The sequence below is a fragment of the Isoptericola sp. NPDC060257 genome, assembly GCF_042726645.1.
GTDB classification, from domain to species: Bacteria; Actinomycetota; Actinomycetes; order Actinomycetales; family Cellulomonadaceae; genus Isoptericola; species Isoptericola nanjingensis.
In genome coordinates this window covers 1-13555 of sequence record NZ_JBHXAW010000100.1, presented here as the reverse complement: position 1 = coordinate 13555, position 13555 = coordinate 1, and the positions used below count along the sequence as shown (strand labels likewise).

At 74.9% G+C, this 13555-nt stretch carries 10 protein-coding genes; 3 read left to right on the top strand and 7 right to left on the bottom strand.

Annotated elements, in window-relative coordinates; all coding sequences use genetic code 11:
• Positions 1 to 1216 (bottom strand): AAA family ATPase (locus ACFWEK_RS10325; protein ID WP_430553991.1); only part of this gene is annotated, 1216 nt, incomplete at its 3' end.
• Between the two features lie 63 nt (positions 1217 to 1279).
• Positions 1280 to 2476 carry a hypothetical protein gene (locus ACFWEK_RS10320; RefSeq protein WP_430553990.1) on the bottom strand — a complete coding sequence of 399 codons (1197 nt, stop codon included), beginning with the start codon at positions 2474 to 2476 and terminating at the stop codon, positions 1280 to 1282.
• 188 nt (positions 2477 to 2664) lie between these two features.
• Here ACFWEK_RS10320 and trpS point away from each other — a divergent pair, with 188 nt between their 5' ends.
• On the top strand, positions 2665 to 3771 hold the full coding sequence (trpS, locus tag ACFWEK_RS10315; protein ID WP_430553989.1) for a tryptophan--tRNA ligase: 1107 nt from the start codon (positions 2665 to 2667) through the stop codon (positions 3769 to 3771).
• A gap of 132 nt (positions 3772 to 3903) precedes the next feature.
• Here the strand turns inward: trpS and ACFWEK_RS10310 are convergent, their stop codons facing one another.
• On the bottom strand, positions 3904 to 5844 hold the full coding sequence (locus ACFWEK_RS10310; protein WP_430553988.1) for a phosphoenolpyruvate carboxykinase (GTP): 1941 nt from the start codon (positions 5842 to 5844) through the stop codon (positions 3904 to 3906).
• Between the two features lie 129 nt (positions 5845 to 5973).
• On the opposite strand from ACFWEK_RS10310, the gene ACFWEK_RS10305 reads away from it, so the two are divergent.
• Positions 5974 to 7452, top strand: a complete 1479-nt coding sequence (locus ACFWEK_RS10305; RefSeq protein ID WP_430553987.1) for a helix-turn-helix domain-containing protein — start codon at positions 5974 to 5976, stop codon at positions 7450 to 7452.
• A gap of 33 nt (positions 7453 to 7485) precedes the next feature.
• On the opposite strand, the gene ACFWEK_RS10300 is transcribed toward ACFWEK_RS10305, so the two are convergent.
• The 3 genes from ACFWEK_RS10300 to ACFWEK_RS10290 all read right to left on the bottom strand — a co-directional run bounded on the left by ACFWEK_RS10300 (position 7486) and on the right by ACFWEK_RS10290 (position 11696).
• A complete protein-coding gene (locus ACFWEK_RS10300) occupies positions 7486 to 8787 on the bottom strand; it encodes a hemolysin family protein (protein WP_430553986.1) in 1302 nt (433 codons plus the stop codon).
• A gap of 154 nt (positions 8788 to 8941) precedes the next feature.
• Positions 8942 to 9733, bottom strand: coding sequence for an ABC transporter ATP-binding protein (locus ACFWEK_RS10295; protein WP_430553985.1), 792 nt, complete (start codon positions 9731 to 9733; stop codon positions 8942 to 8944).
• 127 nt (positions 9734 to 9860) lie between these two features.
• Positions 9861 to 11696, bottom strand: a complete 1836-nt coding sequence (locus tag ACFWEK_RS10290) for an FAD-dependent oxidoreductase (protein ID WP_430553984.1) — start codon at positions 11694 to 11696, stop codon at positions 9861 to 9863.
• 117 nt (positions 11697 to 11813) lie between these two features.
• Between ACFWEK_RS10290 and ACFWEK_RS10285 the strand changes: the two genes are divergently transcribed.
• Positions 11814 to 12194 carry a YybH family protein gene (locus ACFWEK_RS10285; RefSeq protein ID WP_430547720.1) on the top strand — a complete coding sequence of 127 codons (381 nt, stop codon included), beginning with the start codon at positions 11814 to 11816 and terminating at the stop codon, positions 12192 to 12194.
• 28 nt (positions 12195 to 12222) lie between these two features.
• Here ACFWEK_RS10285 and ACFWEK_RS10280 read toward each other — a convergent pair whose 3' ends face one another.
• Positions 12223 to 13539 (bottom strand): alpha/beta fold hydrolase, encoded by a 1317-nt coding sequence (locus tag ACFWEK_RS10280; RefSeq protein ID WP_430553983.1) that lies wholly within the window; start codon positions 13537 to 13539, stop codon positions 12223 to 12225.
• Positions 13540 to 13555: the final 16 nt, after the last annotated feature.

The window sequence follows — 13555 nt, the reverse complement described above, 5'->3', positions numbered from 1 at the left end:
CGAGCGCGCGGGCGCTCGCGGCCCAGCCCCCTCGGTCGCGGGCCCGGTCGGCCGTGGCCTCGAGCTCGGTCGCCACGGCGGTGTCGGGGCCGACGGCGGCTGCCGCGCGGTGCCAGGCGCGCCGGTCGAGGTCGTCGACGGCCTCGGCCAGGGCCAGGTGTGCGCCGCGCCGTTCCGCGAAGGGCGCAGCGTGGTAGACCGCGGCGCGTGCCAGCGGGTGGCGGAACCGGAAGCGGGGCCCGTCCAGGTGGACGAGGCCCGCGGTCTCGGCCGGTGCCCACGCGACCAGCGGATCGTCGTCCGGCACCTCACCGGCGGCGGCGAGGACGGGCGCGAGGTCGTCGCCGTCGGCCGCCGCGGCGAGGAGCAGCAGCCAGCGCGTCGGCGCGGGCAGCGCGGGGAGTCGGGAGGCGAACGCCCGCTCGATCCGCTCGCTCACCGGCCAGGGGCCGTCGGGCGGCGCGGGCGAGGGCACCGCGGCGTCTGCGCGGGACAGCTCGACGAGCGCCAGGGGGTTGCCGGCCGCGTGCTGGATGAGGTCGTGCCGCACGGCCGCGGCGGGAGGGACCGGCTGCAGGTCGAGGACCCGGGCGGCGTCACGGGGGTCGAGGCTGGACAGCGTGATCGTCGGGAGGGGCTCGGGTGACTCCGGCCGCGTGGAGAGGAGGAGAGACGTCCCTGCGGACGCGTCGGCCAGCCGCCGGGCGCAGAAGAGCAGGACGTCGCGGGAGGCGTCGTCCGCCCAGTGCAGGTCGTCGACGACGGCGAGGGTGCCGCTGTCGCCGGAGCCGTCGCTCGTGGAGGGCCCCACGTCGCCCAGGAGCGTGAGCGCCCCCGCCGCCAGGTGCAGCCGGTCCGGGACGGCCGTGGCCTCGTGCAGACCGAGGGCTGCCCCGAGCGCGCGCGCCTGCGGTGCCGGCAGACGGTCGAGGCGGTCGAGACGCGGCAGCAGGAGCTGGTGCAGCGCGGCGAACGGCAGCTCGCGCTCGCCGCGCGCGCACCGCGCCGTGAGGACGTGCCGTCCCGCCCGGCGGGCGAGCTCGCGACCGTGCTCCAGCAGCGTCGTCTTGCCCAGCCCAGGCTCCCCGACGAGGAGCAGCACGCCGCCCGAACCCGGGGCGGCGAGGCGTTCGACGCGGGCGAGCTCGGCGTCGCGGCCCAGGATCGGGACGGGTCCGCGGGCGCTCTCGGCCCTCTGTCGCGCTGCGCTCTCCACGGGAGAATCTGACCACGCCGGCCGCCACCGCCGCGCCGCGGTGCGTCCCGTCGGTCGGGCGGGTCAGGCCCCGCCCTCCGCCGCGGCGGCCTCGGAGCCCGGCGCGCCGCCGGAGGTGCCGACCACCTCGCCGTCGGCGGAGAAGTCCACCGACCCGTCGTGGTAGTCGTCGGAGACCGACACGTGGACCCGCGGGTCGCTGGGCTTCTCGTCGGCCCAGACCTCGCGCGCGACCCACAGCATCGGGTCGTCGGCGTCGTCGATCCCGGTGAGGCGCTCCGTCTCGTCGAACAGCGGCGGCAGGTCCTCCCAGCCGATCTCCGAGGCGTCGAACAGTGCACGGGGCACGTCCTCGGGCTCCGGCTGGATGAGCGACGCGCCCTCGCGGGTCGCCTCGCCGTCGCGGTACTGCCACTCGTCGGTCGTGGTGGCCCCCGGCGAGGTGGGGGCCGTGACCCGCACCCACTGGTCGAAGACGTAGACCTCCGTGACCTCGTCCCCCGACAGCGCGAGCACGGCGTCGATCGCGGGCCGCAGGTTCCCCGGGGTGAACATCGAGGTCTCGGCGGCCGCCGCGGCGTCGTGCTCGGCGCGGACGGTGTCGATCGAGCGCGTCTCGACCAGGCGGCCCGCCTCGTCCCAGGCGGGGTAGAGCGCCGCGGCGAAGCCGACGACGGCCAGCACGGGGAAGACGACGAACGGGATGCGCCGGATCGCGCCCGGCGCCCGCCCGCGGCGCGGCGCCTCCCAGACGTCGGCGTCGCGCAGGTCGCGCACCTGCCGGTCGGTCTCGGCGCGGCGCAGCCAGTCGTGATCGGGGGAGTCGTCGAGCACCACCTCCGGGCGCTCGGGGTCGAGCTGGGTCACGACCACGACGGCACCCGGCTGCAGCGCCGCCAGCCGCGCCAGGTTCACCACCTGCCGGGTCGTGGTGCGGTAGGGCCCGTGCCCCTGGCGGGGGACGACCAGCAGCTCGATCTCGCACACCGGCTGGTCGTCGACGGCCGACCCGGTGGCCCGGATGCCCGTCACCCGGGCGAGCGTCGTGCGCCCCGCGGCCTTCGCCGCGGCGACCTTCTTCGGGTCCGCGCCGCCCAGGCCCCCCACGACGCCGCCGATGATCGTGAGCGGCAGGCCGATGCTCGCCACCACGATCGCGACGACGAGCAGGGTGCCGTAGAGCGGGTCGCCGGTGAGGGCGTCGCCGAGGATCGACGCCGCGAGCACGCCGAGGGACAGGGCGAACAGGCAGCGGATCACGACCCGTATTCTGCCTGGCCGCCCAGGCGTAGGCTGACGTCATGACGACGCGCGCGTGCTGGTGGTGGCTGCCTCCGCAGCCCTGACCCGACGCACCCACGTCCCCGTCCCGAGCTGCCCGTCGCAGCCGGGACGTTCTCGTGTCCGGACCGGTCCGACGGGCGGCGATCCCCTGAGGAGCCGCACCGATGACCGCACCGACCGTCCTGACCGCCCCCACCCCCGCGACGACGAGCGCCGGCGTCGCGCAGGCCCGCTCCGCCGAGATCGAGAGGGAGATCTCGCGCGACCCGGGCCGCTTCCGCGTCCTCACCGGCGACCGGCCGACCGGCACGCTGCACCTGGGCCACCTGCTCGCCACGCTCGACAACCGGGTGCGTCTGCAGGACGCCGGCGTCGAGGTGGTGCTCGTCGTCGCGGACTACCAGGTCATCACCGACCGCGACGACACCGGCGACCTGCCCGCCGTCGTGCGCGAGGTGGTGCTCGACTACCTCGCCGCGGGCATCGACCCGGCGCGCTCCACCGTGTTCACCCACTCGGCGGTGCCGGCCCTGAACCAGCTGCTGCTGCCGTTCCTGTCGCTGGTGAGCGTGGCCGAGCTGGAGCGCAACCCCACCGTGAAGGCGGAGGCCGCGGACGCCGAGAAGCGGCAGGGGCGGGGCATGTCCGGCCTGCTCTTCACCTACCCGGTGCACCAGGCGGCGGACATCCTGTTCTGCCACGGCAACCTCGTGCCCGTCGGGCTCGACCAGCTGCCGCACCTGGAGACCACGCGGACGGTGGCCCGGCGGTTCAACCAGCGGTACGCGGGCGCCCGCCCGTACTTCCCGGAGCCGGATGCCCTGCTCACGCCGTCGCTCACCGTGCTGGGGAACGACGGCGCCAAGATGAGCAAGTCGCGCGGCAACGCGCTCGAGCTGCGGGCCACCGAGGACGAGACGGTGCGCTTCTTCCGCCGCGCCCGCACCGACTCCGAGCGGCACATCGCCTACGACCCGGAGGCCCGGCCGGAGGTGGCGAACCTGCTGCGCATCGGCGCGCACTTCGCGGGTACGACGCCGGACGCGCTGGCCGCGTCGGTCGGCGACGCCGGGGCGGGGCGGCTCAAGGCGGTCGTGACGGAGGCGGTCGTGGAGGGCCTGCGCCCGCTGCGCGAGCGGCGGGCCGCCCTGGCGGCCGACGGTCCCGCCGTCGTGCGCGACGTCCTCGCCCGGGGGAACGTCCGGGCGAACGAGGTCGCCGACCGCACGCTCGCCGACGTCCGCGAGCTCATGGGCACGGTCTACGCCTGACGCCCGACACGGCTCGGCGCGGCAGTCTCGGCTCGGCGCGGCAGGACGAACTGCCGCCGCGAACCCGGACTGCCGCGCCGAGCGAGGGGTACGGGCCCGCCGGTGCCTCTCCGGCGGGCCCGGGTCCGTGGGTCAGCCGCGCGCGCCGAGCCGCTCGCGCAGCAGGGAGAGTTGCGCCCAGAGCTGGTCGGGCACGCGGTCGCCGAAGGTCTCGAAGAACTCGCCGGTCAGCGCCGTCTCGGCGAGCCACGCCTCGGCGGGGACGTCGAAGAGGGCGGCGAGGTCGTCGTCGGACAGGTCGAGGCCCTCGGTGCGCAGCGCGCCCTCCGCGGGCAGCAGTCCGACGGGGGAGTGCACGGCGCCGGCGTCGGTGCGCAGGCCGCGCGCCCGGTCGAGCTGGGTGACGATCCACTCGACGACACGCGAGTTCTCGCCGAACCCGGGCCACAGGAAGCTGCCGTCCTCGCCCTTGCGGAACCAGTTCACCTGGAACACCTTGGGCCGCTTGTCGGCGTCGAGGCCCTTGCCCACCGCCAGCCAGTGCGACCAGTGGTCGGCCATGTTGTAGCCGCAGAACGGCATCATCGCGAACGGGTCACGACGGAGCTCGCCGACCGTGCCCTCGGCCGCGGCCGTCCGCTCGGAGCTGATCGTGGCGCCCATGAAGACACCGTGGGCCCAGCTCGTCGCCTGGGTGACGAGCGGCACGTTGGTGGCGCGGCGGCCGCCGAAGACGATCGCGTCGACCGGCACGCCGGACGGGTCCTCCCAGACGTCCGCGATGGACGGGCACTGCGCCGCCGACACCGTGAACCGGGAGTTCGGGTGCGCGGCCGGGGTGTCGGAGCCGGGCGTCCAGTCGTTGCCCTGCCAGTCGATCAGGTGCGCCGGCGGCTCGGGCGTGAGGCCCTCCCACCACACGTCTCCGTCGTCGGTCAGGGCCACGTTCGTGAAGATCGCGTCGTGCGTGAAGGTCTCGACGGCGGTGGGGTTGGTCTCGACGCCCGTGCCCGGCGCGACCCCGAAGAAGCCCGCCTCGGGGTTGATGGCGCGCAGGCGGCCGTCGGGGCCGGGGCGCATCCAGACGATGTCGTCGCCGAGCGTCTCGACCGTCCAGCCCGGGATGGTCGGGCGCAGCATGGCGAGGTTCGTCTTGCCGCACGCGCTCGGGAACGCGGCCGCGAGGTGGTACTGCCGCTGCTCCGGCGACGTCACGCGGACGAGCAGCATGTGCTCGGCGAGCCAGCCCTCGTCGCGGGCCATCGCCGACGCGATGCGCAGCGCGAAGCACTTCTTGCCCAGCAGGGCGTTGCCGCCGTAGCCGGAGCCGTACGACCAGATCTCGCGCGACTCGGGGTAGTGGACGATGTACTTCGTGTCGTTGCAGGGCCACGGCACGTCGGCCTCGCCGTCCGCCAGCGGGGCGCCCACCGTGTGCACGGCCGGCACCCACTGCTGCCCGCCGTCGATGAGGTCCATGACCTGCGACGAGACCCGCGTCATGACGTGCATCGACACGACGACGTACGGCGAGTCGGTGATCTCGATGCCCACCTGCGAGATCGGGCCGCCGACGGGTCCCATCGAGAACGGCACCACGTACATGGTGCGGCCGCGCATCGAGCCGGCGAAGACGCCGTCCGGCCCGGTCAGCACCTGGCGCATCTCGGCGGGTGCGCGCCAGTTGTTCGTCGGGCCGGCGTCCTCCTCGCGCTCGGAGCAGATAAAGGTGCGCGACTCGACGCGGGCGACGTCGGACGGGTTCGACCGGGCGAGGTAGGAGTTCGGTCGCTTCGCCTCGTCCAGCTTGATCAGCGTGCCGGCCTCGACCATCTGGTCGAGCAGGCGCTGCTTCTCCGCGGGCGAGCCGTCGCACCACACGATCTCGTCGGGCTGCGTGAGCTCGGCGACCTCCCGGACCCAGGCGCGGGGGTCCCGCGGCGACGGCGCGGTGGCGCGCGACGACGCCGCGCCGGCGTGCTCCGCGGGCGCCAGGGCGCTGGGGGCCAGGACGTCCGGGGCGAGCTCGGCGATCGCGAGTCGCGTGCGGCGCGGGTTCGCGGTGAAGGTCATCGGGTGCTCCGTCCGTCGAGGCCCCGGCGTGCGCGGCCGGGTGGGCTGTCTCCAGCCTCCCTCCCCGTCGCACCGACTTTCCAGCGGATCGGCTGTGAAGAACTGCCGATCTTCACGTACCGTCAAACCATGGCTGCCAAGGACGTCCCGGGGACGGATTCGCCGGACCTCATCACCCTCGGCCGGCGCATCCGGCACGCGCGCACGTCGCGTGGCCTCACGCTCGAGGCGCTGGGGGAGCGGGTGGGCTCGGGGCCGAGCCTGCTGTCCCTGATCGAGAACGGACGGCGCGAGCCGAGGCTGTCGCTGCTGCGCTCGATCGCCGACGCCGTGGGTGTGGCCGTGCCCGACCTGCTCGCCGACGAGCCGCCGTCGCGCCGGGCGGAGCTGGAGATCGCCCTGGAGCGCGCACAGCGCGGACCGCTCTTCGGGGCGCTCGGCCTGCCGTCGGTCAAGCCCAGCCAGAAGCTCCCGATGCCCGTGCTGGAGCAGCTCGTCGGCCTGCACACGGAGCTGTCGCGACGCGAGGAGGAGGCGATCGCCACCCCCGAGGAGGCGCGTCGCGCGAACACCGAGCTGCGCCACGAGCGCCAGGCACGCGACAACTACCTGCCCCAGATCGAGGCGCTCGGCGAGGAGCTGACCCACCGCGCCGGGTACGCGGGGGCGGGCGCCCTCACGCACCGCACGGTGGCGCGCATGGCCGAGCAGCTGGGACTGACCATCCTGCACGTGGACGACCTGCCGCGGTCGGCGCGGTCGGTCACGGACCTGAAGAACGGCCGGATCTACCTGCCGCCGGCGTCCATCCCGGGTGGGCACGGGCTGCGCTCGCTCGCGCTGCAGGCCATCGCGCACCGCGTGCTGGACCACGAACGGCCGCGCAGCTACGCCGAGTTCCTGCAGCAGCGCGTGGAGATCACCTACTTCGCGGCGAGCTGCCTCATCCCGCAGTCGGTCGCGGTGGAGTTCCTGCAGCGGCGCAAGCGGGAGAAGGACCTGGCGGTCGAGGACTTCCGCGACGCGTTCGGTGTCACCCACGAGGCCGCGGCCATGCGCCTGACCAACCTCGCCACCGTGCACCTCGGCATCCCGCTGCACTTCCTGCGCGTGGGCGACGACGGCGCGCTGTTCCGCGGGTACGCCAACGACGGGCTGCCCCTGCCGCAGGACGTGACCGGCGCCATCGAGGGTCAGCTCGTGTGCCGCTGGTGGGCGGGGCGCGAGGCGTTCACGCGCCGCGACCGCGCCACCGAGTCGTACCAGTACACCGACACCCCGGCGGGCACCTTCTGGGACTCGGTCCAGACCGGCACCGGCGCGGACGGGCGGCAGTTCTCCATCACCGTGGGCGTGCCGTACGCGCACGCCAAGTGGTTCCGCGGGCGCGACACCCAGGTGCGGCACGCCTCCACGTGCCCCGACCCGTCGTGCTGCCAGCGCCCGCCCGCCGAGCTCGCCGAGCGCTGGGACGGCGTCGCCTGGCCCAGCGCCCGCATGCACCAGCAGGTGCTCGCGGCGCTGCCGCGCGGTGCGTTCCCCGGCGTCGACGACACCGACGTCTTCGCCTTCCTGCAGCGGCACGCCCCCGCCGCCGACCCCTCCTGATGGTGCGGGCGGCAGGTCGGGGCAGCACGCAGGTCAGTCGAGGCGGACCTCGCGGATGCGGCGGTCCTCCACCGCCGTCACGCGCAGGACGTGCTCGCCGTCCGCATCCGGGTGGTCCGTGGCGGGGCCGGCGTCGTCGACCACGACGGCATCGCCGGTCTCGGCCAGGCGCCCCAGCCGTGCCAGGACGTAACCCGCGACGGTCTCGTACGGACCGTCGGGCAGTTCGACGCCGGTGAGCCGGGCGAAGTCCTCGATCGTGAGACCGGCGTCGTACGTGCCCGCCACGTGCACGGCGGCGAGCGGGTCGTGCTCGTCGCGGATGTCGCCGACGAGCTCCTCGACGAGGTCCTCCAGCGTGACGATGCCGTCCGTCCCGCCGTACTCGTCGACGACGAGCGCGAGGTGCGTGCGGGTGCGCTGCATCTCGGCGAGGGTCGGCAGCAGGCGTCCGGTCGCCGGCAGGTCGAGCACCGGCCGGGCGACGTCGCGCACCGTGCGCCGGCCGGCCGACGGCGCCCCCGCGCCGCGGGCGAGGTCGCGCACGTGCACGAAACCGAGCACGTCGTCGACGTCCTCGCCCGTGACGGGGTACCGCGAGTAGGGCAGGTCGCGCGTGCGCTCCTCGGCCTCGGCGAGCGGCAGGTCCGCCCGCAGGAAGACGACGTCGCCCCGGGGGCGCATCACCTCCCCGAGGTTGCGCTCCGAGGCGGCGAAGACGTCCGAGAGAATGCGCCGCTCGTCCTCGTGCAGGCCCGGGTGGGCTGCGACGAGGTCGCGCAGCTCCTGCTCGGTGATCTCCTCCGAGCGCAGGCTGGGGTCGCCGCCCAGCAGGCGCACGACGGCGTCCGTCGAGCGCGACAGCAGCCAGATGACGGGCCGCATCAGCACGGCGAAGCGGTCCAGCGGCGGCCCGACGGCCAGGGCGACCTGCGCGGTGCGCTGCAGCGCGATCCGCTTGGGCACGAGCTCGCCGAGCACCAGCGACAGGTAGGCGACGACGAGGGTCAGGCCGACGAGCGCGACCGTCGCGGCGGCGCCCTCCGGGAGGCCGAGGGACTCGAGCGCGGGGGCGACGTCGGGCGCCAGGGTGGACGCGCCGTACGCCGCGGAGAAGAAGCCCGCCACGGTGACGCCGATCTGCACGGCGGCCAGGAAACGGTTCGGGTCGCGGGCGATCCCGGCCACCCGGCGGCCGCGAGGGCCGCTGCGCTCGAGCTGGTCGATCTGCGTGCCCCGCAGCGAGACGAGGGCGAACTCCGTCCCGGCGAACACGCCGCCCAGGAGCACGAAGAGCAGGACGAGCGCGATGTTCCACCAGGTGTCCGCGTCCACCGGGGTCCTCTCGGTCGGTCGGCGGCCGAGGCGCCGTCGGTCGCCCCGGTGTCGTCACCCGGTGAACGCGTCGCGGCGCGGCCCGGTTCCGTCGGTAACGTCTCGTCGGGGGCGTGTCGTCAGGAACCGGGTGGTGGCGCCGCGAGAGACCAGGTCAGCGGAAGCGCTGCGCCGCGAGGGGCGCCGCCTCGGCGAGGCCACGGACGGCGGGGTGCGCGTCGTCGTCGGAGCCGGCGGCCAGGACGTCGCCCATCGGGCCCGAGGCGACGAACGTGCCGTCCGCGAGCACGTGCACGGTCGGGCACAGCCGGCCGACCAGCTCGACGTCGTGCGAGACCAGCAGCACCGCGGTGCCCTCGGCGCGGGTGGCGTCGGTGAGGCGGCGCACGATCTCGCCGCGCATCGCCGGGTCGACGGCGGTGAGCGGCTCGTCGAGCAGCAGCGCCTCGGGGCGGGTGGCCAGGGCGAGGGCGAGCGCGAGGCGCTGCTTCTCCCCGCCGGAGAGGGAGTAGATCGCGCGCTTCGCGAAGTGCGGCTCGAGCGCGACGTCGTCCAGCAGGTCCGCCACGGTGCGACCGCTCGCGCGGCCGGCCTTGCGGGCGTCCGACAGCGCACCGGAGACGGCGCGCTCCACGGTCCAGCGGAGGTCGACGTCGAGCCCGTTCTGCGCGACCGTGCGCACCGCCGCGCGGAACCTCTTCTTGTCGCGCCGGCCGAGCTTGGCGACCGTCCGCCCCTGGAACGTCACGTGCCCCTCGCGGATGCGCAGCTGCCCCAGCAGCGCCTGCACCAGGGTCGACTTCCCGGCGCCCGACTCGCCCACCACGCCCACGGGCTCCGCCCCGGGCAGCAGCTCCAGGTCGATCCCCTCGAGGATCGCAGGGCCGCCGTAGCCGACCACGAGGCCGGACGCGCGCAGGATCGGGGTGGGGGAGGTCGAGCTCATGCTGGTGTCACCTTCGTGTGTGCGTGCGCCGGACGACGGGGCCGGCCCGACAGTCCGACGAACGACGGTACCCCGCGGTTCCCGCCGCCCTCGACGGCCGAGGGCGGCGGGACGGCTCACGGTCAGGTCACACGCCGGCCAGCACCGCCTCGGCGGCGGGCTCGTCGGGCGTCGCGGAGGGGCCGCGGCCGAGCACGGCGGACAGGGCGGCCGCGAGCCACTCCCGCGCCTCGGCCGCCGTGGCGGGAGCACTCGCCCGGCGGGCCGCGACGTGCAGGTCCGGGCGGACGAGCAGCACCCCGGAGTCCTCGATCTCCCGCAGGTCCGCCCACGTCCCGTAGGGGTCCTCGACGTCGCGGCCGGGGCCGATCGCGACGGTCGTGAGGTCCAGCCCGAGCTCCTCGCCGAGCTCCCCGGCCGCGTCGACCCACGCCTCCCCGCCGATCCCGGTGACGACCGCGAACCGCCCCTGCCCGACGAGGTCGAGGGTCGACGCCTTGACGCCGTCGACGGTCACCCAGGTGTGCGGGATCCGGGCGCCCGGCCACGTGGTGGGCTGGGCGTACAGCTCGGGGTCGAGCGCGAACTCCGGCTCCGGCGTGCCGTCCGGCAGGACCGCGCCCGAGGCGTACCGGTGGTTGTGCTCCACCCCGTGCGCGTCGAACTCGTACTGCTTGAAGGCGATGGCCTCGCGCAGGGCGGCGCGCACCCGCTCGCCGTCCGCGCCCGGCGCCTTGCGGAGCTCGAGCTGGGCCTCGAGCCGCGCGGGGTCGCTCGTGTCCTCGAGCTCCAGCGCGGCGAGGATGCGGCCCGTGTCGGCGATGCTCTGGTTGGCGCGCTCGACGATCTGCCGCGCGACCGGGGCCCGCTCGGCGTCGTAGGAGTCCAGCAGCGCCGGGTCCGCCGTCCCGGCGACGACGTGGGCGAGCTTCCAGGCGAGGTTGTAGGAGTCCTGGATCGACGTGTTCGAGCCCAGGCCGTTCGTCGGAGGGTGCCGGTGGACGGCGTCGCCCACGCAGAAGACGCGACCCCTCGCCAGGGTCGTGGCGTAGTGGTGGTTCACGGTCCACGGGGACGCGGACCTCACGCGCATCTCGAAGTCGTCGGTGCCCACGAGGTTCACGGCGAGCTCGCGCACGAACTCGTCGGTGAGCTCCGGCGGGCCGGCGGCGACCTCGTAGCCCCACATGACCATCCACTCGGTCCAGGGCTTGATCATGCGCAGCACGCCGAGCCCCACGCCCTCGCGCTCCGCGCCCGGCTGCAGCATCCAGTAGAGGACCGACGGCCGATGGGCGACGAAGCTGGAGAGGTCGGCCTCGAACACGATGCTCAGCGACCCGCCCACGGCCCCCGGGCCCTCGTAGGGCAGGTCCAGGTGCTCCGCCACCCTGCTCCGCGCCCCGTCGGCACCGACGAGGTAGCGCGAGCGCACCCGGTAGGTCGCCCCGGTGAGCCGGTCGCGGACGGTGGTGGTGACGCCGTCGGCGTCCTGCACGTGGTCGACGTACTCGGTGTCGAAGCGCACGGTCGCCCCGCGCTCCTGCGCCGCCTGCACGAGGATCGGCTCGGTGATGGTCTGCGGCGCGTCGACCATCGGGCTCGGGCTCTGCAGCTCGTACCGGGCGCGGCGCGCCGTGTCGGTGCCCCAGGAGGGGATGCGCCCGAGCTCCTCGCCCGCCAGGCTCGTGCAGAACGTCGTGTTGCCCATCGAGTCCCACGGCGTCGCCTCGCGCAGCAGCGCGTCCTCGAGCCCCATGTCGCGCAGCGCCTCCATCGTGCGCTGGTTGGTGATGTGCGCGCGGGGGCTGTCGGCGAGGCGGCCGTACTTGGTCACCACCACGACGCGCGTGCCGTAGGTGGCGAGGAAGAGGGCCGCCGAGGCGCCCGCGGGCCCGGTGCCGACGACGAGGACGTCGGTCTCGAGCACGGGGAGGTCGGGGACGGGGGAGTCGTGGGTCATCGCGATCAGCTCCTGGTCGTGAGGGTTTCGACGCCCCGCACGGTAGCGAGAACCGGCCCTCACCTGCAGCGACGTCCCGAACGGGTGTGGCGCGCCGTCCGCCGTCATACTGCACGGATGGTGGACCGGGAGTCGGTACGGAGCTGGGTCGCGGGGTACGAGCAGGCATGGCGCGAGAGCGACGCCGACGCCGTCGCGCGCCTGTTCACGCCGGACGCGCGGTACGCGCGCTCGCCCTACGACCCCGAGGAGCTCGTGGGCCACGACGCGATCCGCGGGTTCTGGACCGTCGACCAGGACTCGGCGTTCACGATGGCGGCCGAGCCGCTCGCCGTCGAGGGCGACGTCGCCGTCGTCCGGGTCGAGGTGGGCTACACCGCGCCCCGGGAGCAGGAGTACCGCGACCTGTGGGTGCTGCGCTTCGCCCCCGACGGTCGCGTCGCGGACTTCGAGGAGTGGGCGTACTGGCCCGGGAAGGCCTGGACGGCGGCGACCTGAGGGGTGCGCCGCCGCCCGGCCGGCGCGGTCACGGGCGCGCGCCCCCGCGGGCGTCCATGCGGGCGAGGAGCCGGGGGAAGACGTCGCCCAGGCGCAGGCCGTCGTGCTCGAACTCGTTGGTCACCCAGGCGCGAGCGTTCCCGACGTGGGCCGCCGTCTCCAGCGAGAGCCCGGCGTCGACGAACATGTCGTCGTGGTAGACGGCGGCCTCGAGCGGCACCTCGTTGCGGGCGAGGACGTCGAGGTCGTACAGGTCGTCCCAGCCGGTGCGCGCGGCCAGCGCCTCGGCGGCGGCGCGGAACGGGCGCAGCGCCGAGACCTGCTCGAACATCCAGGGGTAGATCATCTCGCCCGTGAACAGCAGCGGCCGGGCGTCGGCGTCGAACGACGCGTCGTCGTCGCGCACCCGCTGCGCCGCCCATGCCGTGGCGCCGGTGCCGGACTGCGCGTAGATCGACTCGTGCAGGACGGCGTACATCGGGTTGGTGGCGAAGCCCGTGGCGGCCTCCACCTCGGCGAGGAAGGTGTCGGTCAGGTCGTCCGGCGCGGCGTCGTCGAAGGCCTCGTCCACGATCCAGTGCACGCGCTCGAAGCCGGGGCCCATGCCGAAGGCCATGCCGAGGGTCTGGAACCGCTCGACGGTGAGCACGTCGCCGCCGGGCAGGCGGACGTCGCCCGTAGCGAGCCGGTCGGCGATGCGCGCCACGCGGTCGACGTCGTCGGGGTACCGCTCGCGGTAGAGCGCGTTCTTGGCGACCACGCGCGGCTGGGTGCGCCGGTAGACGTCCTCGGCGCTCGCGGTGAGGCCCGCCAGCCCGCCCGTGACGTACGACGCGGACACGCCCTCGGGGGCGCGCGACAGGTACGTGAGCGTGAGGAACCCGCCGTACGACTGACCGAGCGTCGACCAGCGCCGGGCGCCGTACACGGTCTTCCGCACGTGCTCGGCGTCGGCGACGATCGAGTCGGCGCGAAACCGGGTCAGGTGCTCGGCCTGGGCCTCGGCGGACCCCAGCGCGGTGAGCGCGCCAGCGCGGACCGCCGTCGAGCGGCCGGTGCCGCGCTGGTCGAGCAGCACCACGCGGAACCGCTCGAGCGCCGCGCCCACCCAGCCGTCGGGGCCGGTGGGGCGAGGACCCTTGCCGCCCGGGCCGCCCTGGAGGAAGACGAGCAGCGGCAGGTCGTCGGCGCGCCTCGTGGGGTCCACGAGCTCGCGGACGAAGAGGGAGATCGTGCGCCCGTCGTCGGGGCGCGACCAGTCCAGCGGCACCGTGAGGGTGCGGTCGGTGACGTGGACGCCGGGGATCGTGTACTCGCGCGTCGAGGTGACGGTGCCGTTGCTCACCGGCCCAGCGTAGGCC